The organism is Stenotrophomonas sp. TWI1151 (assembly GCF_039673135.1).
In the GTDB taxonomy this organism is placed as follows: domain Bacteria; phylum Pseudomonadota; class Gammaproteobacteria; order Xanthomonadales; family Xanthomonadaceae; genus Stenotrophomonas.
Map to the genome: position 1 here is coordinate 39,618 of NZ_JBDJLA010000003.1, position 24,002 is coordinate 63,619.

9 protein-coding genes and 1 tRNA gene are annotated in these 24,002 nt (G+C 67.5%); 1 reads left to right on the forward strand and 9 read right to left on the reverse strand.

The genetic code is table 11. From position 1 onward, the window contains the following. Window positions 1-37 precede the first annotated feature (37 nt). A complete protein-coding gene (locus ABE422_RS06065; RefSeq protein WP_346482661.1) occupies window positions 38-1,462 on the reverse strand; it encodes a TIGR00366 family protein in 1,425 nt (474 codons plus the stop codon). A gap of 206 nt (window positions 1,463-1,668) precedes the next feature. Beyond that, complete coding sequence (gene ubiA, locus ABE422_RS06070; protein WP_313212439.1) at window positions 1,669-2,562, reverse strand: 4-hydroxybenzoate octaprenyltransferase; 894 nt, start codon at window positions 2,560-2,562, stop codon at window positions 1,669-1,671. Window positions 2,563-2,720: 158 nt separating this feature from the next. Between ubiA and ABE422_RS06075 the strand changes: the two genes are divergently transcribed. Continuing rightward, window positions 2,721-2,797 (forward strand) — tRNA-Arg (locus ABE422_RS06075). Window positions 2,798-2,983: 186 nt separating this feature from the next. Here the strand turns inward: ABE422_RS06075 and ABE422_RS06080 are convergent. The 7 genes from ABE422_RS06080 to ABE422_RS06110 form a co-directional block, all read right to left on the reverse strand. Continuing rightward, complete coding sequence (locus tag ABE422_RS06080; protein WP_346463334.1) at window positions 2,984-3,778, reverse strand: SapC family protein; 795 nt, start codon at window positions 3,776-3,778, stop codon at window positions 2,984-2,986. A gap of 68 nt (window positions 3,779-3,846) precedes the next feature. After that, complete coding sequence (locus tag ABE422_RS06085) at window positions 3,847-5,577, reverse strand: putative porin (RefSeq protein ID WP_346482662.1); 1,731 nt, start codon at window positions 5,575-5,577, stop codon at window positions 3,847-3,849. A 50-nt stretch (window positions 5,578-5,627) separates the two neighbouring features. Beyond that, the gene (locus ABE422_RS06090) at window positions 5,628-6,320 is read right to left on the reverse strand and encodes an energy transducer TonB (protein WP_346463337.1); all 693 of its coding nucleotides are present in this window, start codon (window positions 6,318-6,320) and stop codon (window positions 5,628-5,630) included. A 4-nt stretch (window positions 6,321-6,324) separates the two neighbouring features. Continuing rightward, a complete protein-coding gene (locus ABE422_RS06095; protein ID WP_088433529.1) occupies window positions 6,325-6,738 on the reverse strand; it encodes a biopolymer transporter ExbD in 414 nt (137 codons plus the stop codon). A 10-nt stretch (window positions 6,739-6,748) separates the two neighbouring features. Next, complete coding sequence (locus ABE422_RS06100) at window positions 6,749-8,560, reverse strand: DUF2341 domain-containing protein (RefSeq protein ID WP_346482663.1); 1,812 nt, start codon at window positions 8,558-8,560, stop codon at window positions 6,749-6,751. A 37-nt stretch (window positions 8,561-8,597) separates the two neighbouring features. Then, on the reverse strand, window positions 8,598-10,226 hold the full coding sequence (locus tag ABE422_RS06105; RefSeq protein ID WP_346482664.1) for a ShlB/FhaC/HecB family hemolysin secretion/activation protein: 1,629 nt from the start codon (window positions 10,224-10,226) through the stop codon (window positions 8,598-8,600). Between the two features lie 151 nt (window positions 10,227-10,377). Beyond that, window positions 10,378-23,952 carry a filamentous hemagglutinin family protein gene (locus tag ABE422_RS06110; protein ID WP_346482665.1) on the reverse strand — a complete coding sequence of 4,525 codons (13,575 nt, stop codon included), beginning with the start codon at window positions 23,950-23,952 and terminating at the stop codon, window positions 10,378-10,380. Window positions 23,953-24,002: the final 50 nt, after the last annotated feature.

Genomic DNA, 24,002 nt, shown 5'->3' on the forward strand with positions numbered 1-24,002 from the left:
CCGGCACCGCCCGGTGCGGATGACGCGCAGATGACGATCACGGCATCACCGGCGGCACGTAGGTCAGCGTCATTCCGAGCAGCCACAGCAGGCCGAGCACCAGCGGGATGTGCACCAGCAGCTGGATGAAGGTGAAGCCGACGATGTCGCGCGCCTTCAGGCCGAGCACGCCCAGCAGCGGCAGCATCCAGAACGGGTTGATCAGGTTCGGCAGCGCCTCGGCGGCGTTGTAGACCTGCACCGCCCAGCCCAGGTGGGCCTTGAGTTCGTTGGCCGCCTGCATCACGTACGGCGCCTCAATGATCCACTTGCCGCCGCCCGAGGGCACGAAGAAGCCGAGTACGGCCGAGTACACGCCCATCACCAGCGCGAAGGTGTCGGTGGTGGCGATGTGCACGAACAGCGTGGAGAGGCGATGCGCGAGGGTCTCATCGCCACTGCCGGTGGCGTGGGTGAGGATCATCGCGATGCCGCCGTACAGCGGGAACTGGATCAGCACGCCGGTGGTGCTGGGGACGGCCTTGGCCACCGCGTTGAGGAAGCTGCGCGGGCGCCAGTGCAGCAGCAGGCCGAGCGAGATGAACAGGAAGTTGTAGGTGTTGAGGTTGGCGATGGCGGTGACCACCGGCTTGCTGGCGAACTCGCCGAACAACCAGCCGAACGCGAGCAGCGAGAGCAACACCGTCAGCAGCGGGCTGTACTCCAGCCACTCGCCGGGGCGGGTGCGCGGCTGCAGCGGCTCAGCCTCGGCGCGGGCAGCGCCTTCGAAGTCCTTGGCGGTGCGCGCAGTAGCGGCGCCGGGCGCGGTCAGCCAGGCAATCAGCAGCGAGACCAGGATCAGTGCAGATGTCAGCGCGATCGACTGCCAGAGGAAGATGGTTTCGGTGAAGGGCAGCACGCCGGTGATTTCCACCAGGCCGGGCGGCATGCTAGACGGGTTGGCCTGCAGCTGGGCGGCCGAGGAGCTCAGGCCCATCGCCCAGACGGCGCCGAGGCCAAGGTAGGCCGAGGCGCCGGCGGCGCGGTAGTCCATGTTGAGTGCTTCGCGACGCGCCAGTGCGCGCACCAGCAGGCCGCCGAACACCAGCGAGAAGCCCCAGCTCAGCAGCGAGGCGAGCATGCTGATCAGGCCGACATAGACCACCGCGCCGCGGCCGGTCTTGGGCACACGGGCCAGCAGCTCGATGAAGCGCGCGACGATCGGTGCGGTGGCGACTGCATAGCCACCGATGACCACGAAGGCCATCTGCATGGTGAAGGGGATCAGGCTCCAGAAGCCCTCGCCGAAGGCGGTGGCGGTGGCCTGCGGGGTCGCGCCGAAGCCCATCGCGGCGGCGGCGACGATGACCACGCCGAGCACCGCGAACACGTAGGCGTCGGGGAACCATTTTTCCGCCCAGGCCGCCGAGCGCAGTGCCGCGCGCGCCATCCAGCCGTCCTGTACCACCGTCGACGTGTTCATCGTCCCGCCCTCCCCGATCATTCAATGGGAGGGATTCTGGGCGTTGGGGGCGGCGCTGTCAGTCGCCTAATGGTCGTAGTGTCGGGCGCTGCCCGGCTCTGCGAGGGGGTCGGGCGCCGGCCAGCGGCCGGCACTACCCATGTGCGCGTTACCGGACATCACCGTGCGCTCGACGGTAGCACCCGACCGTTGGTCGGGTGGCCCCCTCAGCGCACCGCCAGCGACACCGCGATGCCGGCGAACAGCGCGGCGCCGACCCAGTTGTTGTGCAGGAAGGCCTTGAAGCACGGATCGCGCTCGCGCTTGCGGGCGATCCAGAACTCGTAGGCGATCAACCCTGCGGCCACGCCGACGCCGAGGCCGTAATAGACCCCCAGCCCGGCGCGCAGGCCGACCAGCGCCATCGTGCCCAGGAACAGCGCGTAGAGAATGCCCTGGATGACCAGGTCCAGATCCCCGAACAGGATCGCGGTGGAGTGCGAGCCCATCTTCAGGTCGTCATCGCGGTCAACCATGGCGTACCAGGTGTCATACGCGGTCGACCACAGGATGTTGGCGCCGTAGAGCAGCCAGCCGATCACCGGCACCTCGCCCTGCACGGCGGCAAAGGCCATCGGGATGCCCCAGCCGAAGGCCATGCCGAGATAGACCTGCGGCAGGTGGGTGTAGCGCTTGAGGTAGGGGTAGCTGGCGGCCAGGAACACGCCGATGAAGCTCATGCCGATGGTGAGCCAGTTCAGGGTCAGCACCAGGGCGAAGGCGACGATCATCAGCCCGGCGAACAGGGCCAGCGCCTCGCGCCCGGAGACAGCGCCGCTGGCCAGCGGGCGGTCCTTGGTGCGCTTGACGTGCGGGTCCAGCCAGCGGTCGGCGTAATCGTTGATCACGCAGCCGGCCGAGCGGGTCAGCCAGACGCCGGCGGTGAACACGAACAGCGTCCACAGCGGCGGCAGCCCGCCCGAGGCCAGCCACAGCGCCCACCAGGTGGGCCAGAGCAGCAGCAGGGTGCCGATCGGACGGTCGGCGCGCATCAACTTCCAGTAGTGCCGCCAGCGCGACGGGGGCGCCGCCTCGGGCGCCTCAAAACGTTCGTAAGCCATCGGTAAAGGATACCGCCTGGGCTGGCCGGGCGCGCCGTCGCCCGGCGCATCGGTGCGGGGGGCAGACCTGCGCGGCGTTTACGGATAGAATGCTCCTCCCGCGCCGCTTTGGCGGTCCGTGGCCCCATCAGGCGGCCCGGCGGGACGCAGGACACAACGCGCTCGTAGCTCAGCCGGATAGAGTAGTGGCTTCCGAAGCCATTGGTCGGGGGTTCGAATCCCTCCGGGCGCACCATCCTCGCCATCTTCCCTTGCAGGTATTGCCGCTGCGGCGCGCTTTTGTGCGCTCGGACGGAGTGCCGTGCCGGCTGCCGCGCGCGAACGCACCGGATCGGGTGCCGCACAGATGACGCCACTCGAAGGGCTGGTCTTCCCACCGGCCTGGAGTGACGGCACCTGCACGGCGCCCCGGTAGAACAGGTCAGCCTGTGGCGAGGTCGGCGAAGCGACCCAGCGAAGCCAGGTGGAAATACACTGGCGCCAGCCAGCCCTGGCGATGCCAGTGCACGAGGGTGGCATCCGGCAGCGCATCCAGACGCGCGGGATCGACGACATGGAAGCCCTGCAGGCTGTGGCGGCGGCCATCGGCGAGGACCACGTCAGCCTGGCGCTCGATCAGCACGCCGGCCTCGGCCAGGGCGGCACTGAAGGCGCGGGTGGCGATGTCTTCGCGGGTGAAGGCTTCGCAGAACTGCAGGGCATGACGCGTCATCGCCGAAGGCTGGTCGCCCTCGAACAGCGGCAGCCCTTCCTCGCCCTCCTGCACGATCATGTCCGCATCGGCATCGATGGCCAGCACGTAGCCGTCCGGCTCGCTGGTGCGCGCGAACACGAACGGGTAGCGCCGCACGTAGGCGGGAATGTAGGCGCCGGCCTGCCATTGGTCGGCGATGACGAAGCGGTTCTGCTCCGCCTCCAGGCCGAGCACGGCGATCGGCAGATGATCGGGACCGGCGAAGACCAGCGGATACGCGCGCGAGGCCGCGGCGAATTCCCCGATCATCACTGGAATCGAGTGACTGCCGGCGGCGAACGCGGCGCCGGTCTGGCGCACGCGCCAGTGGGCATGAAGCTGCGACGACAGCACGACCGGGCGGCGGTAGAGCATGGGCCAGCTGGCCGGCGGCGTGATGCTGTCGGCCGCTGCCGAGACGGCATCGGCATCGGCATCGACGTCGTCGCCGGCATCCGGCGCGAGGGAAGTGTCGGTGTTCATGGTGAAAATCCAATGTGGGGCAGCAAGGGAGGCGGCACGCCGCCTCCCGGAGACAGGCGTTGCGTCGGTCAGAAGCCTGCGTTGACTTCCAGCTGGAAGACGTCGATCGACAACGGGGCGCCGGTGACCTCCTTGGCGGCCATCCAGCGCCCGGTCAGCCACACGTTCCGGTCGAACATGTAGGAGCTGCTCAGGTAGTAGCCCTTGGCATTGGTGCCACCGAGGTGGAAGTTGGAATCGTTGTAGGCATCGGGCAGCGCATCGCCTTCCAGGCGTTTGTAGCCCACCGCCAGGTTCCAGTCGCCGGCCTGCTTCATCACCAGCTGGCCGAAGGTCGCCTGCGCCATGTACGCCATGTCACCGCTCTGGATGTCCTGCGGCCCGGCCACGCCGTTGGCGGCAGTGCCCAGGTTGGTGACGATGCCGCCCTGCGCGCGTTCCCACATGCGGTTGGGATCGTAGGCCAGGTTCTTGATCGCGTGCCCTTCCAGGCGCAGGGCATTGCCCGCGAACAACGGCGTTTCCCAGGCCAGGTTGAGGTCGAGCAGTTCGAACTCCGAGGCCAGGCCAACGTATTGCGGCATCGGGGTGTTGGCCGGGTCGAGCGGATTGAGCGCGATGTTCCGCAGCAGCATCAGCGTATTGCCCTTCTGCATGAATGCAGGGCGCGACCAGTCGCTGCTGCAGAAGTCCGCGCCGGCATACAGCGCGCACGGCTGCGAGTACTCGCCGGCGATGTTGCGGAAATCGTAGTAGCCCACCGCGGCGCGCAGTTTCTGCGCATCGCCGAACTGCCACTCGGCGCCGACCTGCACGCCGTTGAGCCACTTGTTCTCGCTCTTCATCTTGTCCTGGCTGGTGTTCGGGAAGCTGTCGGAGGAGTACTCCAACGGCGTCAGGCCCAGCGTGGCGAACAAGGACAGGCCGTCATCGCCGATCGGCTGCGCGTACTTGAACGCCAGGCCATCGAAGTTGAGGTCGTTGGAGAACAGCGTGTCGGTGGACCAGTACGGATTGCCGAAGCGGCCACCGAGGATGTCCAGGCCCGCCACCGGCGACCACGACAGCCATGCCTGGTCGAGCCAGGCGTCTTTTTTGGCCAGGCCACCGCCCAGCGTCTGGGTGGAGGACACCGGGCCGTTGTCGTTGCCGGTCGCCAGGCGCACGCCGGCACGGGTGTGCTCACCCAGTTCGGCGATCACGCCCAGGCGTGCGCGGATCCGCCAGGAATTGTTGCGGTCCTGGCGGGTATTGCGCAGCGGCGGCAGATCCAGGTTGGTGTTGCCGTTGACGTCGTAGCCGTTGCCGGCGTTGATCCGCGCCCAGTCCACTTCGATGTCGCTGTTGCGCTCGGAATACAGGCGGCTCTCGTTGCGCACGCGCACGTCACCCTGCACGCGCAGGCGCTGCGTCCACTCGGGCACCTGGTCCGGCGCCGCCCAACGCTCGGCCTTGGCCTCGGCCATGACGCTGGCCTTGACCTCTTCGCGGATCTCATCGCGCACGGTCTGCGGGATGTAGGGCACGCGCACGTCACCGGGCTGCGCGGCGATCGCGGTGGACGCCGGCGCTGCGGGAGCTGCGGCCGATTCGCGATGCGCCTCCAGCAACAGCGCCTGGCCGGCCTCGGGCTTGAGCGCGCCGCTGTCGATCAGGCCGCGGATCAGCTTGATCATGGTGCTCTCGCCGCCCGCTGCCTGGGCATGGGCGCCGCCACTGACCAGGACCAGGGCGACGCCGGTGGCGACGGCGGTGCTGCGCAGTCCCAGCAGCGCGGAGTGAAGGGTTGAACGGGTCATCGGCTTGCTCGCAGAAAGGAAAGATCAGGGAAGAAGAAAGACAGCGCAGCTCATCCGGCCGGACGACGGCCCTGCACCAGCACGCGCGCGGGGAAGCTCAACGACGCCGGTGGCCGCTCGTCGATGCGGCCGATCGCGCGGATCGCCTGCAGCACCGCTTCATCGGCTTCGGTGTTGCCGCTGCCGCGCGCGAGCTCGACGCGGGTCACCTGCCCGGCCTCGTCCAGCCAGACGTTGACGGTCAGCTGGAAGGCCAGGCGCTGCACCTTGGCGTCGCGTGCCACGGCCTGTTGCAGCACGTAGCCCAGGTAACGGCCGTAGCTCGCATTGCCGGCGCCGCCGGCACCGGTACCGCTGCGCCCGCCCCCCGAGCCGGACTGGATGCCGAAGCTGTCGCCGCCGGCCTGCGCGTCGGCATCCATCGTCACCGGGTCGGCGGTGTCGGGCGTCGGCGCTTCTTCGGTGGGCTTGGGCACCTCGTCCAGCGGCTCGGGCTCGGGCATGACCTCTTCAGGGGTCACCTCCGGCTCGGGCTCGGGCTCCGGTGGGGGCGGCGGCGGTGGCGGCGGCAACATCACCATTGGGATCTCGGCCACGGGCCGGCGCGTACTGGCGGTGTCCTTGAACAGCAGGTACCAGAGGAGCAACGCCACGGCCGCCAGGCCGACGAGCAACGCCGCCACGGGCCACCAGCGGCGCCACGCGGGCACGCTGTCACCGCTGCGGGAGTGGAGGGAAGTCACGCCCTCACCCCTGCACTTTGCCGGTGACCAGGCCGACCTGGGTCAGCTCGATCTTGCGCAGCAGGTCGAGCACTTCGACCACACGCGCGTACTGCACCTGCGCATCGCCGCGCACGATCACCGGGATATCCGGATTCAGTGCCTTCTCCGTGCGCAGGCGATCCTCCAGCTCGGCCAGGCTGACCGGGTAGGCGTCCAGGAAGATCTGGCCGGCGTTGTCGACCGTGATCGCCTTGGTCTTGGGCTTCTCCAGCGCCATGCTGGAACTGGCCTTCGGCAGGTTGACCTCGATCCCGGGAATGGTGGCGTTGCTGGTGAGGATGAAGATCACCAGCACCACCAGCAGCACGTCCACGAACGGGGTGACGTTGATGCCTTTCTCGCGTTTCTTGATGCCGAACCGCTTTGCCCTGGCCATGGTGATCTCCTCAGGCCAGTGCCGGGCGCGCTGCGGCGGCCGGTGCGGTGCGGTCGAACTCTTCGGCCAGGCGCGCGGTGAACTCGTCGACGAACACCGACATGTCCGCCGCGATCGCTTCAGCGCGCGAGGCCAGCCAGTTGTAGCCAAACAGCGCCGGGATCGCGACGCCCAGACCGGCCGCCGTACACAGCAGGGCCGCCGCCATGCCCGGGGCCACCGAGTTGATGTCCACCGCGCCGGCCATCGCCGCCACCGCAAACACCAGCATGATGCCGATCACGGTGCCGAACAGGCCGATGTACGGGGCGCCTTCGATCGTGGTGGAGAGCCAGTTCATGCGCTTGGACATGCGCTCGGTCTCGCGCGTGACTTCGGCGTCCATCGAGGCGCGGATCGAGGTGATCGCCGCGGCGGTAAGGCCATGGTGGTGCGAGCCGCGCCCGTCCATTTCGTCCATGGCGATGCGGTACAGCCGCCACAGCGTGGAGTTGTCGCGGATCTGCGGGGCCAGGCTGCCGGTACGTTCCAGCGCCTGCAGCGAGGCGACCGGTGCACCGGTGACCTTCTTGTACTGGGCGGTGAAGGCCTCGTTGGCCTTGGCCACGGTGCCAAAATAGCGGCTCTTGGCGATCATGATCGCCCACGACAGCAGCAGCATCAGGCCCAGCACGATCACCACCACCCAGGCATCGACCGGCATCGCCTTGAGGATGAAACCGAAGTGGCTCACACCCGCCGACTGCTCGTCTTCGCCGAAGGCGATCAGGCGCGATTCGGCACCCTGCGCGGTGGCATCGGCCAGCAGTGCAGTGGCCGGGCGTGCCACCTTGGACACACGCACTTCATCGATTACACCGAGGAACGGCTGCGCGGCCGGAATGGCAGCCGCATCGCCCGCCGCACCCGCGGCGGGTGCATCGCCACCGAGCAAGGCCTCACCGGTGAAGGCCGGCAGGCCGGTGGCCAGACGCACTGCTTCGCGGCCGGCGACGTACAGGATCACCGCATTCTCGGTGCTGGTCACCGCCACGTGTGCCCACTGGCCCGCCACCAGCGCCGGAATCGGCTGGCTGCGCTGGTCGTTGACGCGCACGTAAGGCACGCCGTTGTCGAGGCCAACGAGGAAGACGTTGCCGCCCTCGCGGCGGGCGTAGATCGCCTGGTCCGGGCCGAGCTGGTCCGGTTTGATCCAGGCAGAGACGGTCATCGCACCGTTGGCGGCAACGGCGAGTGACGGCGCACCGGGCAGATGCAGCGGCGCACCGGCCAGCTGGGCACCGCGGCCGATGATCGCGCCGTCTGCGAGCTTGAACTCACCGGTGAGCGTGTTGACGTACGCCGTGGTGTCACGTGCCTCGGTGCCGCTGTCGGCGAAGTGGTAGACCGCGCTGTAGTCTGGATCGAACACGCGCTGGCCATTGGCCGCCGCCGGCGCACCGGCGTTGCCGTAGTACATCCAGATCGTCTGCGCTGCAGTGCCACTGAGCGTGGGCACATCCACCCAGATCAGGGCCATGCCCAGCGCCGCGTCGTACTGCTCCACCTGGTGGTTGAGCACGGTGTGGCCATCGGCACCGATGAAGCGCAGGTCGTTGCCGCCCTCGGCAACACCATCGAACGCGAAGTTGCCGGTGTGCAGGCGGATCAGCACGGGCGTACGGCCGAGATTGCCGCCCAGCGCGGCCCCGTTGGGGCTGGCATCGAGCGTGATCGGTTTGCGGTACTTCCAGTCGGCCTGCCACCACGCGGTCTCGGCGTGGGCGACGCCGAGCGTGGACATGCTCAGACAGAACAACAACAGGGCAAGAAGGCGTTGCATGGACGGTATCTCCGGAAAATGCTTGGGAAAGTCAGGCTCAGTAGCTGGCGCCGAAGCTCAGGTGCAGGCGGTTGGCATCTTTGGTCGTGGTCGGGCCGTCGCGCAGCGTCCGGCCGTAGTCGAAGCGGAGGTTGTAGTGCTCGCCGATGCGCAGGCTACTGCCCACGCCGATGGCACTCATCGCGGCGCTGTCGGCCTGCTCGGGCAGCGGCCGGCGCAGGCCCAGCCAGGCGCCATCGAGGAAGCCGTAGAAGCGCCAGTCCTGCAGGCCCCACAGGCCGAGCGGGCGCGTGCGCCATTCCAGCGTGGCCAGCGCGCCGTAATCGCCGATGCCTTCGGCCGAGCGGTAGCCACGGGTGGTGAACATGCCGCCGGCGGCGAACTGCTCGCCGGAGACCAGCGGCTGGTCGGTCATCTGCGCCGACAGCCGCGCGAACCACTGCGCACCACTCTCCAGCGTGTAGGTGTCGCTCAGTTCCAGCTTGAGCGCGAAGAAGCTGGGATCGGCGTAGGCGCGCTTCCAGTCGAACTCATCATCGGTACTGCCGTAGCCGAACAGGCTGCGCGCACCGAACACCGCCTGCACGCCGACATTGAGCTGGTGCCTGGTGCCCTGGCGGAAGCCGCTGTAAGCCACGGTCACGGGCGCGTACTTGAGCGGGGCGAAATCCGAGGCCTGGCCGACCATCGCGACCGATTCGTCCAGGTCCTTGAAGTCGACACCGGCCGAGAGCTGGTGCCACCAGGCGCCCGTCATCGGGAAGGTGTGGCTGAGCTTGACGCCGACCGCGTGGCCCTTGCCGGTGACATTGGTCTGCCCAGTGGACACCACGTTGCTGTCGGAGCGGTAGCCGGAGAAATCCAGCATCCAGTCCGGGCTGCCCAGCGGCAGACCGTAGGCACCGGACCACACGTTGGCCTGGTCCAGGTCCTGCGGCGCGGCGAAGAACGTCAGCGAGGCGGTGTGCTCGCGCTGCCAGAGGTTGTCGTGGCCGACCGTGAGGATGCTGCGCAGTGGCTCGGTGTCCACGCTGTGGTCGTTGTTGAGCGTGGCGCTGTAGCGCCAGGGCGACGTGTCATCGACCTTGAGCTCCACATCCATCGTGCCCTCAGCGGCGCCGGGCTTGACCAGCGGCACCACCTGACGCTTGCCGCCGCGGTTGAGTTCGGTCAGCTGCGCCTGCGCGCGTTCGAAGTCCGGCACGGCGCCTGCCTGCAGCGCCGGCACGCGCTCGGCAAGGCGTGCAGGATCGTTGTGCTCGGCGCCGACCACCTTGACCTGGCCGATACGGGTTTCGGTGACCTGCAGGATCACCACGCCACCGCTGACCTGCTGCTCGGGCAGATCCACATAGACAGACTGGTAGCCCTTGCCCTGGTAGGCCGACTGCAGCGCCACGCGCGCCGCTTCGACATCCTGCAGGGTGCGGTCCGGGCCGAGATGCGGGGAGACCGCCTGCTCGATGTCGCGCGCGCCGAGCACGGTGTTGCCGCGCACCAGGTACTCGTTGATGTTGACGCGGGCAGCCGGGGCCGCCGCGGCCGCCATCGGGGCAGCGACGGCGTCGGCATCGGCAGGCGCGGTCTGCGCGTTGGCCAGCGAGATCGCGCAGAGCAGGCCCAGTGGCAGGGATGCCCGTGCCAGCGCCGGGGAGATTGAAGACATCAGTGGCTTCTCAATGCGGAAAGGGATTCAGATGCGCAGGAGGTGAGCGTGCGCAACGGCGGTAACAGCGCCGTTGCACCGGCAAGGCAGTTGCGTGCGCGCGCATGGCGTTGGCCACGCGCGCTGGCCAGAGGCAGGAAAGACGTCGTCATCACTGTCGCTTCGTCGTCGCAGCATCGAGGCGGGCGCGCTGCTCGATGCTCAACTCGCCCATGCCGACCACCTGCACCACGCTGTCCGGGTCGTAGCGGTCCTCGTGCTTCGGCGGTGCCACGCTGCTGGTTTCGCTGCCGAAGCCCAGCACCTGCACGCTGATCGTGGAGGGGCGGGTCTGCTGGGTCTGGCGCTTGACCATCTCCTGCGCCGCCTGCACTGCGGTGTTCGCCGCCGCGCTGGCCGAGGTCAGCGCACTGACGTTGACCGCCGCGACCACCGGAATGCCCACTGCCTTGCCCTGTACCTGGATGTTGTCGGCATTGAGCACCTGCAGCGCGGCCAGGTTGACGTTGCCGGAGACGCGGATGCCGGCCTCGCCTGCATCGATGGTGCCCAGCGGCGCGATCAGGTCGATGTCACCCGGCGGAATCTCCGCGATCGGGTTGAGGGTGGCGATGCCCGCACCGGTATTGGGGGTGTTCGGCGACAGCGCGACGTTGCCGACGGTGTCGTAGACGCGGCGCTGCGGGGTGTAGACCACCGTGGTCTTGCTGCCGCGGCCGGCATTGATGTCGCCCCCGGCCGACCACGCCAGGATGTTGCCGCCGAAGGTGGTGAAGATGCGGCTCTGGCCCATCAGGATGCTGTCGCGGGCGTAGATGGCGATGTCACCCTCGCCCTGCGTCATGACGCCCGAGCCCGGTCCCGGCACGAAGCCACCGTCGATGCCCACCAAGGTGCGGCCACCGGGCGTCATGATCTGGATGTCACCGCCGAACTGGGTGTGGATGCCGGCATCCAGCACTTCGTAGTACGCCACCCCGTAGCCCGGACTGCCCATGGCCAACCACTCTTCCTTGCTGATGTACGTCTTGCCCGGCGTCGGGCGATCCTTGCCGATGCCATTCGTGTTGACGTACTCATCGATGTACTGCGCGCTGCTGAACAGTGTGAGATCACCCTGATAGCGCCCTGCGGTGTCTGCCCCCTCCGAACCCGGCAGGAGCGTGGCGATCGCCTCGCGGCCACGGATGTAGCTGCCGAAGCGCCTGCCATCGGCGTCGTTGTACTCGCGGCCGGCCGCCTTGAGTTCGGCGTAGTAGACGTTGCGCAGGAAGGCGCGCTGCTGCTCTGCCGGCAACCCATCGAAGAAGGCGCGCGCATCCATCGTGGCGGGATCGAACGTCACGCCCAACCGGTTGACGCCGCCGAAGCGATCACTCAACCAATTGACCAGGTGCAGTTGACTTTCCAGTCGATACTCACGGGCCAGCGAACGATTGGTCGCGCTGCCACCGTCGGCGAGCGCAACCTGCCTGGCCTGGTCCAGTTCGCCCTGCTTGGTCGTCAGGTAAGCGACCGCGCCCGCCTCATCGCCGCTGTAGCCGAACTCCTCGCGCAACCAGCCGGCAAGCGACACCGACCCGTTGTAGAGGGTCACCGCCTTGCCGGTCTGGTCGGCCAGCGGACGATCAGGGTCGGCGAGATTGGCCGCATCCAGATAGCGATCGGCGAACCCGTTCCAGTCCGCTCCCGCGCCCATGCCAGCGGCCACCACAATGCTGGCGCCGTTGCTGCGGTCGCCGGGCTTCACGTCGACCACTGCACCGAGCGATTTGATTTCGCCCTTGTCGGCCAGGTACACGTTGCGACCGGCGGTGACTTCCAGCAGGCCTGGGCCGGCGACGTAGAAGCTGCTGGCACGGATATCACGGCCTGCGTCCACGACGGAAATGTCATCGACATGGCCGTGGACGATCAGGTTGCCATGGCCCTCGCCTACCGTGTCCTTTTGACCAAGGCGGGTGCCGCTGTCACTGATGTCGCGGCCCGCACGCACTGCGACGGGAATCGAACCGTCGTAGCGGTTGCCGTCGCGCCCCTGGAAGCCCAGTGCGGCCACCTGACCCATGCGCAGGCCGACGATGTCGCCGTCTACGGCGTAGTAGCGCGCGGGCTCCTGACCCACCCCGGCGTAGCTTGACGTGGCCTGGCTACCGAAGTTCAGCAGCGAGGCGTTGCTCATGCGACCGTTGCCATCGCGAATCCAGTCGTTGAAGCCGACATTGGCGGGGGCCGCGTTGTGTACCTGCACCGGATCGTAGCCATACGGACCACCGCCCGTCTGCGCGGTGATGCCCAGGAACGCCGGACGGAACGGGCTGCTCAACCCCGCCGGATCCGCAGTGGACGCGGTGATGGCGTAGCCACCGGCATAGATCGACCCGGCAGCAAGCAGGCTCAGCTCACCGGTGCCGGTGACGTTGGTGAACTGGCTGCCCTGTGGTGAGGGCGCCAACGTCAGGCCACGCAGGATGCGCAGTGGCGTAGCGCCGAAGTTGTTGCGCAATGTTGCGGTACCCACGCCGTAGTACATGCTGCCATTGGCGGCGGCCGCGCGCAGGATGGACGGATAGAAGCTGCCGTCGTAGGTGCCCGATGCATTGCCGCCGCGACGCCCAACGGCCACGTCTTCTCTCAGCCCGCCTTCGGCCCAGTCCGTCGTCGGTGTCAGGTTGCCACCGGCACTGAAGAGATCGACGCTGGTCGCCGGCGTCCACAGCGAGAACGCGCTCCAGCCAAGGCCAGGGTGGTACTGACCGTCGTAGGTGAACGGGGTGGAATTGAGGAGCTTGGTACGGCCCGCATCGGCGACGCCGCCCAGCACCAGATCACCGCGTGTATCCAGCTTCGCTGCTGCATCGCCAAGGACCAGCACCGGGCCACCTCCTGCGTAGGAACGGCCGGCGCTGAACGGATCACCGCCGCGCGAGTCCAGGTGGTCGGCCACGCCATAACGCAACTCCAGCCCGCCGAGTGCGCCGGCTTCCACCCGCAGCGCACCGCGCAGGTTGACCAGGGTGCTGTTGAGATCATGTTCGTTCTGGCGGATGCCGGCATTGGGGTTGAGGCTGCCGCCCAGCCGCAGATCCAGATCGCCGCCACCGGTCAATATCAGCTCGCCCGCAGCGTTCATGCGGCCGGTGCTTGCCACGGCCAGATTCAGGCCTTGGCTGCGGGGCGCGAAGTTCGCTTGGCCGATCCCTCCATTGATGTTGTCCTTCGCATCGCCGCGCGCGGTCATGATGCCGGCATCGCCTCGCGCCTCAACCATCAGGTTGCCGCCGCCCAGCGTACCTACGCCGGTGAAGCCGACCAGGTACGGGTCGTTAATGAACAGATCGCGCTCGTAGGGGTAGTAGGTGCCATCCACCATTCCGGGCACATACGTGCCGAAGTTGATCCACCACGCCGCCGGCGTACCCTCGGCCCCGGTGGTGACACTCCCGGTGCCCTGCCGCCACAGCCAGTTGGCCACTGCAGCCGTGCCGATCTGGGAACGCACCATGCCCAACGGAAGGTCCTGTCGGATGTTGCCGCCGGACCCAACCAGATCGCCATGAATATCGCCACCGGCGCGAAGCAGCACGTTGCCGCCCTGGTCCGGATACCAGGCGCTGTAGAGGCTCTGCTCGCCGCCATCCACCAGATGCTGGTAAGCCGTGCCTTCCTTCTTCCACAGAAGGCTGCCATCGGTGAGCAGGCCACGCGGCAGGTTGTAGGGGTCACGTCCGTCGCTGCCCACCGTGGCTGCCGATGCAGTGCCGGCCGTGTAGATGCCATACAGCGAGCGCATCTGCAGATCGCCGCCGGACACCAGATCAAGGTCGCCGGTACCGGTGCGCAACACACTGAACAGCTGTTCGCGCGCGGGGCGCGCGCGGTTTTCGTAATCCGGCGCGGTGCCTTCGCTTTCCTGCGCGATGGTATCGCCGAGTCCCCAGTCATTGAGCTCCAGCGGATTCTCACCGATGAACCCCCACAGGAACAGGATATCCAGATCCTCCTGCGCGATGATCGCGCCGGGCACCAGCACGAAGGGCATGCCCATCATTTCCCACTGCGCCAGGTCCAGATTCTCGGACCAACGATAGATCGCCGGCGAACCGGTGCCGGGGATCGGGCTGAGCTCACTGCCCATGCCGTAATGGCTGTCACCCAGACGCAGCGTGCCGGTCCGGCTGGCAGCAACGGCGCGATTGTCGGCAGCGTCCAGGTCCGCGCCGGCCACCAGGCGGAGGTCGAACGAACGCGAGCCGGCGGGCAGCATCGGGGCCAACGCCCAGGTGCGGCCCTGGTTCCCATCTGCATCGGCGGGGCGCAGATTCACCATCTCCACCCCGCCGGGCAGCTTGACCTGGGTTTCGGAAGGCAGGATCGCGCCCTTGGCCAGCAGCAGCGGCTGCGCCAACTGCATGCCCACCGGCAGCGTCGCGCCCGCCGGCCAGATGCCTGCGGCGATGCGAGCATCCGCCGGCAGCTGGAAGCCGGCCTCCAGCCGGGTGCCCGCCGGCAGCATCACTGCCCCGGTAACAACACTGCCGGCCGCATGCAGTACCGCGCCACCGGCGTCCCGAATGGTGGCGCCGAGCACCACGCCCGGGGCGAGCAACAGCGGTCCGTCCAGCACCATGGTCGATGGCAGCACTGCCCCTGCGGGCAAGGTCATCGCAGCGGCGGGCACGTCAAAGTTCAGTACCTGGCCAAGCTGGAAGCTGGTCCCGGTATCCAGTGTCACCACGCCGCCATGCGGAATGACCACCTCACCGCCAAAAGGCAGACGTCCCTGCGGAAGGACCCAGCCACGATCATCCGGCGTGGTCCCCAAGGTCAGGCGCGAGCCGTCGAACCCATCGCTGATGCTGCCAAACACCTCCAGGTCACCAGCGGCACGCAGCACCAGTGCACCGGCTTCGCCTGAGCCGTACACCGCGCTTTTCTGCGTGGCCGGATTCACGCTGGTGTAGCGATGGCCGGACAGGTCGATGTCGCCATCCACGTGCAGATCACCGTCGGCATTGCGCAAGGGATCGCCGCTGGTGACGATCTCCACGCCGGGGCGCAGGTGGAACTGGTCACCGTACGCGCCAAGCCCGGCCAGCTTCCCATCGATCAAGCCCGGGTTGGCCAGGGCGTTGTCGATGAAGGCAACACTGTCGGCATGTTTTCCGTCCAGGTAGGCCTGGTCGATCACTTGGTAGGTGCGCCCGTCGCTGGTCGTATCGGTGCCGATGGCTGCATCGTCATAGCGCTGGAAGGCATTGACGGTGACCGACCGGGCGCCATTGATACGGATCGGCGCACCTGCATCGATGGCGATGTCGTTGCCGCGTGCGCCGCCCAGACGCAACGCGTTCAATGCGACGCTACCGAAGTTCCGGTCCGCGCCGGTGACGCTGAGGTCCAGCCAGGCGCCACCAGCGATCGACAGCACACCTTGGCCCGAGTCGATCTCGATCACCGCACGGTTGGGCGCATCGATGGCCTGACCGTAACTATCCCTGCGCAACACGCTGGCATGTGCGTCGAGCATGGCGCTGCCGGCGAGCGTGACGCCCTGCGAGGCCGCGAGGCGGATACTGCCGACCTGCTCCCCACTGGCATCGATACGCCCATTGACGCGCAGGTGTCCGTCATCCACGGAGACGTTGATCTCACGCGCCTTGAGCTCATCGCCGATGACCAGATCACCCTGCTTGAGCTGGATACTGCGGCCGCCATGGAACTGCCCTTGGTTGAGGCGCGTGTTGAGGCCTGCGAAGTCGCCGATATGCTGTGCCCGCAGGTCCAGATAGCCGCTGGCATAAGGCACCCAGGTGCCGCCGGCATCGTAGCGGCCGCTGCTGCCACCGATGAGATGGCCGTCCAGCGTGACGGTGCCAGCGGCGGCATCGAGGGCGAACGCACTGAGTCGACCGGCGCGGTTGTTGACCGCGGAGACATCGATGCGGGAATCCGCTGCCTGGAGGATGTTGCCGCCCTGGCTCTGGAGATGGACATCACCACCCCAGCTGTAGCGGCTGACATCGAAGAAATCGATCCTGCGTCCGGCCAGATCCAGCTGCGCACCGGCCTCGAGAACGACGTCGCGCTGCGCGGTGAGCGACAGCTTTCCGCTGGGCAGCAGCACCGCCGTATCCAGCGTCACCCCTGAACCGGCATCAAGCGAAAGTTCCGCGCCCAGCGCATCGGTCAGCGTGGCATTGTCGACGGGCATGCGGGTGCTGCCCTGTGGTGCGCTGACGGCGATGTCACCGCCCGCGCTGATGTGGTTCACCGAGCCTGCCTTGCCGGTGAGCAGCGGCGTGCTGATCCGCAGATCACCGCCGCTGTAGCCGAACGCTTGCTGCTGAGCGTCCCAGTCACCCTGTGCCTGATGCACCGCCAGGCTGCCCTGGTGATTGGCGGTGATCCGCTCGCTGGCATTGAGCGCCACCGTGGCGAAGCCCAAGGTACGGCGGTCGTGCGAGGCCACCGTATTGGGCTGGCTCTGCTCCGCATAGCCGAACACGATCTGGCGCGCATCGACCTGCAATTGGCCGCTGCCCGTGCCGGCCCCCCCGACCACCACGGCACCTGCCGGCGCAGCGCTGCCATTCCAGACCAGCGAGTCGGTCTGGATGCGTGCAACGTCATCGGCGCTGCCGAAGCCATGGATTGCCGGGGTCGTAAGCACCAGTTCGTCCAGCGTGGACTTACCGGCGCTGTCCAGGGTGGAGAGCTGCACCGATTCGTAGAAGTTGACCGAATCGGCCGCCGTCAGCACCAGGCGCTCCAGGGCCGGTGCGCCCGTGCTCGTATCACCCCGCAACAGACGATCCAGCACCTGCTGGTTCAGGGTCAGTCCCGGCGGCAACAGGCCATCGGTCGCCAGCCTTGCCAGCGCGTCGCTGCTGCCGACGTTGATGCTGCCCACCGCCAGCACCAGATTACGCGCGCCATAACGCGCGGATTCGGCCAGCTCGAATCGAGCCGTGGTTGCGGCGGTGAGTGTGCCACCGGCGTACAGCGCGGCGCTGCCGGTGCATGCGGCCTCCGTGGCGCACACGCCGATACGTATGTCGCCCTGGCCCGAGCGGGGATCGTTGCTGAGCGTCGGCGCCAGCAGGTCCAGCCAGCCATTGGACACGGCCAGGACCGAAGCCTGGCCCGGGTCGAACATGTAACCGGCCCGGGAATCCCATGCCACGTCGCCGCGTCCCAGGGTGGTGATGGTCGCGCCCTGCTCCAGCGTTATGCCGCCATCCTTCTTGCCGGTCACCAGGAATACCTGTGCGGCGCTCAGTTCCGCGCCTTCGCGCATCAGGATGCTGTGAGCGGCGTTGTACAGATTGCCGAACCCCACCTTGTAGGCGTTCTGGGTGATACGGTTGAACTGGAACACCGAGGTCGGCGCGCCGCCGATGGCGACAGTGTTTGCGCCGACTGCGTTGATCGAATCGGCATGCAGCGACAGGCCATCAAAGTCGACCGTCGGGGATTGACCCGGCCCCAGCAGTTCGATTGCCCGCGCGTTGCTCAGTACAACCAGCTCGCTGCCGAAGCCGCCCGTGGCAGCCGTCTGGGCGACCGTGCCAGGCGCGATCGTCACCCCCGGGTCGTCGATCGGCCGCATGCCCAGGTCCAACGTCAATCGGCCCGCGTCGCGTTCCAGGCGCGGCCGCGGTGCGCCATCCCGCAGCGCCCAGTCCAGGCCGAACTGCGCGTAGCTGGTTTCGTTGTACTGCGAGTACTGCCGCAGCGTATCCGCCGACGTCACGATGACCTGCGCGTTGACCGAATCCTGGATCTGCGTATTGGCTGTGCTGAAACGCGCCGAGGTGGTCCAGGAACCATTGCGCATGGCCGTGCTGGCGCCAAACCGTGCGTGGCTCTCGGCCAGGCCGTTGACCTCCACACGGAAAGCACCCGGCATCAGGGCATACGTGGACGGCAGCAACGTATAAGTGCCGGCGGGCAGCCCGGGAACGCCCGCGCCGATCTGGATCTGGCGGCCGATGGCAGGATCGCCGGCCCCCTTTTCGGCGGCGACCGGTGCCGCCCCTGGCTGAGTACCGGGCATGATCGCGTAGACCGGATTGGTGGACAGCCCAGGCAGCACGAAGCCTTCGCCATGGGGCGCGATCTGTACCAGCGGGTGCAGGCGTGCATCCGTGGAGCCGCCGCGACCGCTCAAGAACGCCGCGCCGCTCAGCTCGCCGCCGCCGGTCAGATCGACCACCGCCCCCGCATCCACCACGATCTGCTCGCCGCGCAGGGTGACACCACCGAGTTCGGCGCCGTCACCGCCAATGCCTTTGTAGACGGCGTCGATGCCGTCGTAGACATAGGTGAGCCCGTCCTTGGTGCCGCCGTAGGGCAACCTCAGCCCAGCACCGCTGGTGGAGCTGATGCTGCCCGGCTGCAGGTGAACCCGGGTGCCAGTGGCGATGGCACTGTACTCGGACTGGCCGAGAATCAGGCTGCCCAGCGGTGCGCGCAGCACGCCACCCTGTTCGATGTTTGCCGACATCAACTGCAGGCTGCCGAAGGCGCTCAGTGGCAGCGCCGGCTCTGCGCCGGCTGTCCGCTCTATACGCAGGTGGCGGTCCGGATCATAGGCAACTTTGAATTGTCCGTCCGTGTCGACCCGACCCACCTTGCCCGCGCGAATCTCCGTGATCGCGTTGGTTGCCGGGTAGATCTGGCTGGCAGCCAGGACCAGGTTGCCGACCGTGTCCAGCGAGGTGCGATCGCGCACTTTCGACTTGAGCAGGCGCAGATCGCCTTCACTGCGCAGCTCCACCGTATCGAAGCCACTCCGCTGCACTTCGATCTTGCCGGTGACCTGGGACAGCTGGCCCGACGTACCGAAGGCCACACTCTCCAGGATGTCGATCGTGCTGGCGTCCACGCGCAGGTGGGTGTCATCCAGCACCAGCGGCAGACGCGTGATATCGGGCAGCGGCAGCGTGTGGTGATCCTTGCCGGTACGGGTGCTGCCGGCCAACCTGACATAGGGCGCAGCCAACGTGACCTGTGCACCGGACCCACTGTCTTCGGCCAGGCTGAGCGAGTTGCTGGTCAGACGCAGACTCTGGCCCAGCGTCAGGTCGACCTTGTCCTGGAAACTGAGCACGCCGCTGACCAGTACACCCAGGGTGCCGAAGCCACCGGCCTGCACCTGGTCGACCCCGAGCGCGCCTTGGCCGTACTGCATGGCCGGATCCGCCTGGCCTGGCCTCAGGTCGGTCGCCAACCCTGAGCCGGGGTGCGCCTGCGCCATGACCACTTCGCGGAGCGAGCGCACGCGGGCATCGGGAACGTCCGTGTTCAGGTAGTTCGGCGTCTCCAGCGTCAGCGACAGCGTCCCGCCCGCAGCCCCCTGACCGCCTGCGGCTGCGCGCATCGATCCATCCAGGAACAGGCCGTTGAAGCTGGCCAGATGGACGACGCCGCCATCGCTGGCCAACGGGGTGGCGCCCAACTGCGGCAGGTCCACGGTAGTGGCAGCACCGGACGCTTCCAGGCGGGCCCCCGGGCGCACCACGACGAAGGCGTCGACGCCATCCGCCGCCGTGGCATCGGGATCGTATCGGCCACCGATCTGGATGCGTCCGCCGTCCGTCACCTCGCCAAAGCGCTGCCCTGCCGCGTCGATTCCCGAATTGGCCGCACCGGACACATCGAGCAGGGCGTGTTCACCGATCCAGAACGAGCGATCGTGACCCTTCGCCGAGGCGCCCTCCTGGCCGAATCCATGGTCCAACAGGTTGATCTGACCCGCATTGGCCTGCAGCGTGCCCTCCACCGTCATCTGCCCGCCCGTGGTGAGGCCGATGCTGCGGCCGCTGTCCACCTGCAGGTGTGCGCCACGACCGATCGACAATGAGGCGATGGAGCCGATGCCATACCCCGCCGTCAACTGGAGGTCCGCGCCACGGCGCTGGGACAACGTGCCCTTGGCAACATCGGCCGTGAACTCCGGCGCCAACCAGGTCTGCAGTGCGTCCTCCGGTTCACTGCCCGTGGACAGGCCACGGGCCAGCAGCGGATCCACCCGCAGCACCGGCATGGTCACGCGGAGATCGGCATCCGGGGCCACCGCCAGACTCTGGTGGCCAGTCACCTCGTAGCGCGAGAAGCCGCGGTCGAACAGCCCCACATCCAGCTGGAAGGGACGGGCCACGGCGACATCCTGCGCCAACACGTTACCGGCGCCGATACGGGTGCCCGCAGGCAGGAGCAGATCGGTGGCCGCGATCGTGCCGGCACGGATCATGGCCGCGCTTGGCTGTACACCGATGCCGCGTGGGAATGCGTCGCCCGGCACCACGTAGTTGACCGGGAATCCCCCCAGATTGGTGGTGATCTGATTGATCACCGTACCTGCGGGCAGCACGACCGGCGCGGACCAGAAGCTCACCGAATAGGCCAGCCCGGTGCTGGTACGCACAACGTAGCTGTCGTTGCTGCCCAGCGGCTTGGGCAGCGTCCATGGCGCCTGCAATGTCAGATGGCTCGCTGGATCGGCCGGATTCACCACGGGCTGAGCGCCCAGCGACTCACCTGCGCCAGCGCGCACGCGGGTGTAGTGGTAGTCCACCGGCAGCAGGCTGCCGGCGGTGATCTGGATGCCCTCCGCCGCGATCAGATCGACCGGGGAGGCCTCACCTGCGCGCAGCATTCCATCGCTGCCGGCGACCTGGCCGCCGATGACGACGGCGTTGCCCGTCTGCAGCCGCAGCGTGCCACCGCCCTTGACGCCATGCCCACGCAGTTCGCCATCCAGCGTCAGCTGGCCAGCCGGCGCAGCATCCGTGCCGACGGCAAAGCGACCGTTCGCAATGACCGACACGTCACCGCCCCGGCCACCCTCCTGCGCATCGTTGGCCTTGAGCGTGGCGCCCGAGGAAACATCCAGGCGCGCGCCACGCGATACCACGACATCATCGCTGCCGTGCAGCGTGATGGTGCCGCCGTCGATGAAGGGCAATCCAGCAATCCCCTCCGCGGTGGCCTGCAGGTTGTTCCAGATACCCCGCGCGTCAAGCAGCACGTTCTCACCAAGGGCGGTGCGCGCGCGGGTGCCGGTGCGCGGTGCAGCGATCGGACTGTCCAGCCACCCATTGGAGGGCGTCCACTGGGACACCTGGTCACCCAGGGCGATGGACCCGCCCCGTGCCACAAGATCCGCATCGACCTGCACATCGACGGCGTGCAGCCCGATCTCGCCGCCGGCAGCGACCTGTATCGCTTCCTCCACGTTCACGCTGTCGCGGGCGAGTACCTGCAGGCTGCCCAATGCAAGCAGATTGAGCCAGGCCGCATCCAGGTGTACTCCTGGCGATACAGTGGTCGTCTCGCTGGCGTCCCCATCCGGAGCAGCACCACCGATCATCACCCGAGAGGTGATGGCCGAGGGCGAGTACGTCAGACCCCGGGTACTTTTGTCATTGATCGCAGTGAGCTGGCCGATGACCAACTGGCCATTGCGCGCCACTGCCGTCTGCGCCTGCAGATAGCCATCCAGGTCCTTTTCACGCGCGCGGATCTGACGGTCGCCCTGGAAGGTCGTGGTTTCCACGTCACCGGCGAGTGCTGCCGATTGTGTGGCGATCACCAGCCGACCTGCATCCCGGCCGACCACATAGCCGTTCTCCAGCCGCTGCTGGCGCCCGATCAACGGGTTGTAGTGGTAATCGGTGGTGCCCCATCGCGCATGCGTGTCTTCAAAGCCGCGATAGAGACCGCTGTAGAGCAGGTCGCCGGGCGCCGTGGACGCGTTGTAGAGCTTGCCGTCGGCGCCCTTGAGATGGCTCTGCTGGATATAGCCGGTCTGCACGTCCAGTGTGCCGCCGGACAGATTGATGCTGGAACCGCGCTGCGTTGTCAGGTTGCCGCCATAGAACTGCACGGTACCGCCCTGGGCCGACCACTCGCCGATGCCATGCCCGGTGACGCCCAGGTATCCCCCGACTTCCAGCAGACCACCGGCGGTGTACCAGCGGTCGGTCTCATAGCCGTTGGTGCCAGGTGGGACCAGGACGAGGTCGCGTCGGTCCAACCAGATGTTCTTGCTGTTGAGGGACTTGTCGTCGCGGTTGACCGACGCGTCGCGTTGTTCGTTGCCCTGTACGTTGATCTGGACGTTGTTGGCTTCCATCGCGATCTTCACGCCGACATGCCCGGACACGTCGATACGCGCGCCATCGGCGACGTTGCTGCTGCCCACCGCATCAACCATCACCTGGCCGCCAGTGGCCACGGTGAGGCTCCCACCCTCGATATCGACATCTCCGCCACTGATGATCTGCACCAGTGACTGATCGCGCCGATGCTGGATACCGTCGCCGGCATGGACCGCGTCCAGCATCAACGTCTCGCGCTGGACATCCAGTGCGGTGGTCGCCGTGTCGTCGAGGGCGATCACGGTCAGGCTTCCCGCGCCGAGTGTGACCTTGCCTTCTACGTCCTTGCGCTCGGTCTGCAGGTGGACGGTACCGCGGGTGTTCACCGAGCTGGTCGACACCACTGCACCCTGCTGGCGCACGTCATGGCCGGCCAGGGTGATGTCGCCGGTGGTCGCCTGGATCAGGCCACTGTTGCTGACCACACCGCTGGCGGGGCCCATGGCGGCATCGGTTGCCACCGGCCTGCGCAGCGTGGTGACCACGTTGCCGCGGGTGGTGGAGGTCTGGTTCTGATCGGTGCCCATGCCCTTGCGGATCACGAACGCATCGCCGGCGGCCAGCAGGGTCTGGCCATTGGCGGTGGTGATCTGGCCCTGGTTATGCACCTGGCGGCCGAGCAGCAGCACGTAGCCGCCACCTTCGGTGACCGAGGTAGGCACCGCCGTGGTGATCTGCGCGCCCCGCTCCACCACCACGTCACCGGTGGCCGCACCATGGGCGAAGCTGTTCGCGGTGGTGGTGAGTTCGTTGCCGAAGGTCGGAATGAAGGCATTGCCCTGCGCGTCGCTGTACAGACCCTTGCGGAACTGCGCATCGCTGATGTTGACTGCCGAGGCGGCCAGGTTCTTGACGTTGACCTGGCTGCTGCCGTCGAACACCACGCCGTTGCGGTTGACCAGCATCACCGTGCCCTGGCCCTGGATGCGGCCGAGGATCTGCGACGGGAGCGCGTTGGGATCATTGACCCGGTTGAGCAGCGACCAGCTCGCCTGCTGGTCGAAATCGACCACGGTGTTGCGGCCGACGTTGAAGGTCTCCCAGTTGAGGATGGCCTTGTCGCCGGTCTGCGCGATGCTGACGGTGGTGGTGCCGTCCTTGCTGCTCTGGGTCGGAGCGCTGGCGTTGAACCAGCCGCGCGTCAGGGTGTCGTCATCGATCTTCAGCCCGCCCTCGCCCAGCCCATCGGGCACCTGGCCGGCGCGCAGCCGCGCGGCATCGCGGGCGGTCTGCTGCATGCGCTGCTGCATGGCGATCGCCTGCGCGGCAGTGTTGAGGTTCTCCAGCGAGGTCTTCAGCGTGTCGCGGGCCTGCTGCGCCTGCTGGTCGATACGCACCAGGTTGGACGGCATCCCGTTCGGCAGGCGGCCGGTCTGCGCGGCGGTCTGCTGCTGCACGCCCTTGTTGGCGAACCATGCCGGACTGAAGGCCTGCTGCGCGTTGACGCCCGCCGCGACGCCACCGGCCATCAGCAACACCGCGATGGCCTGCGACAGCGCGCGCACCTGCGGCACCTGCGGGGCCGTGCATCCGATCGAACCGCTCTGCTGCTTCACCATCGCTGTCACCCGTCGCAATATCGTTCGCTGATAAGGGCAAGCGCGTGCTG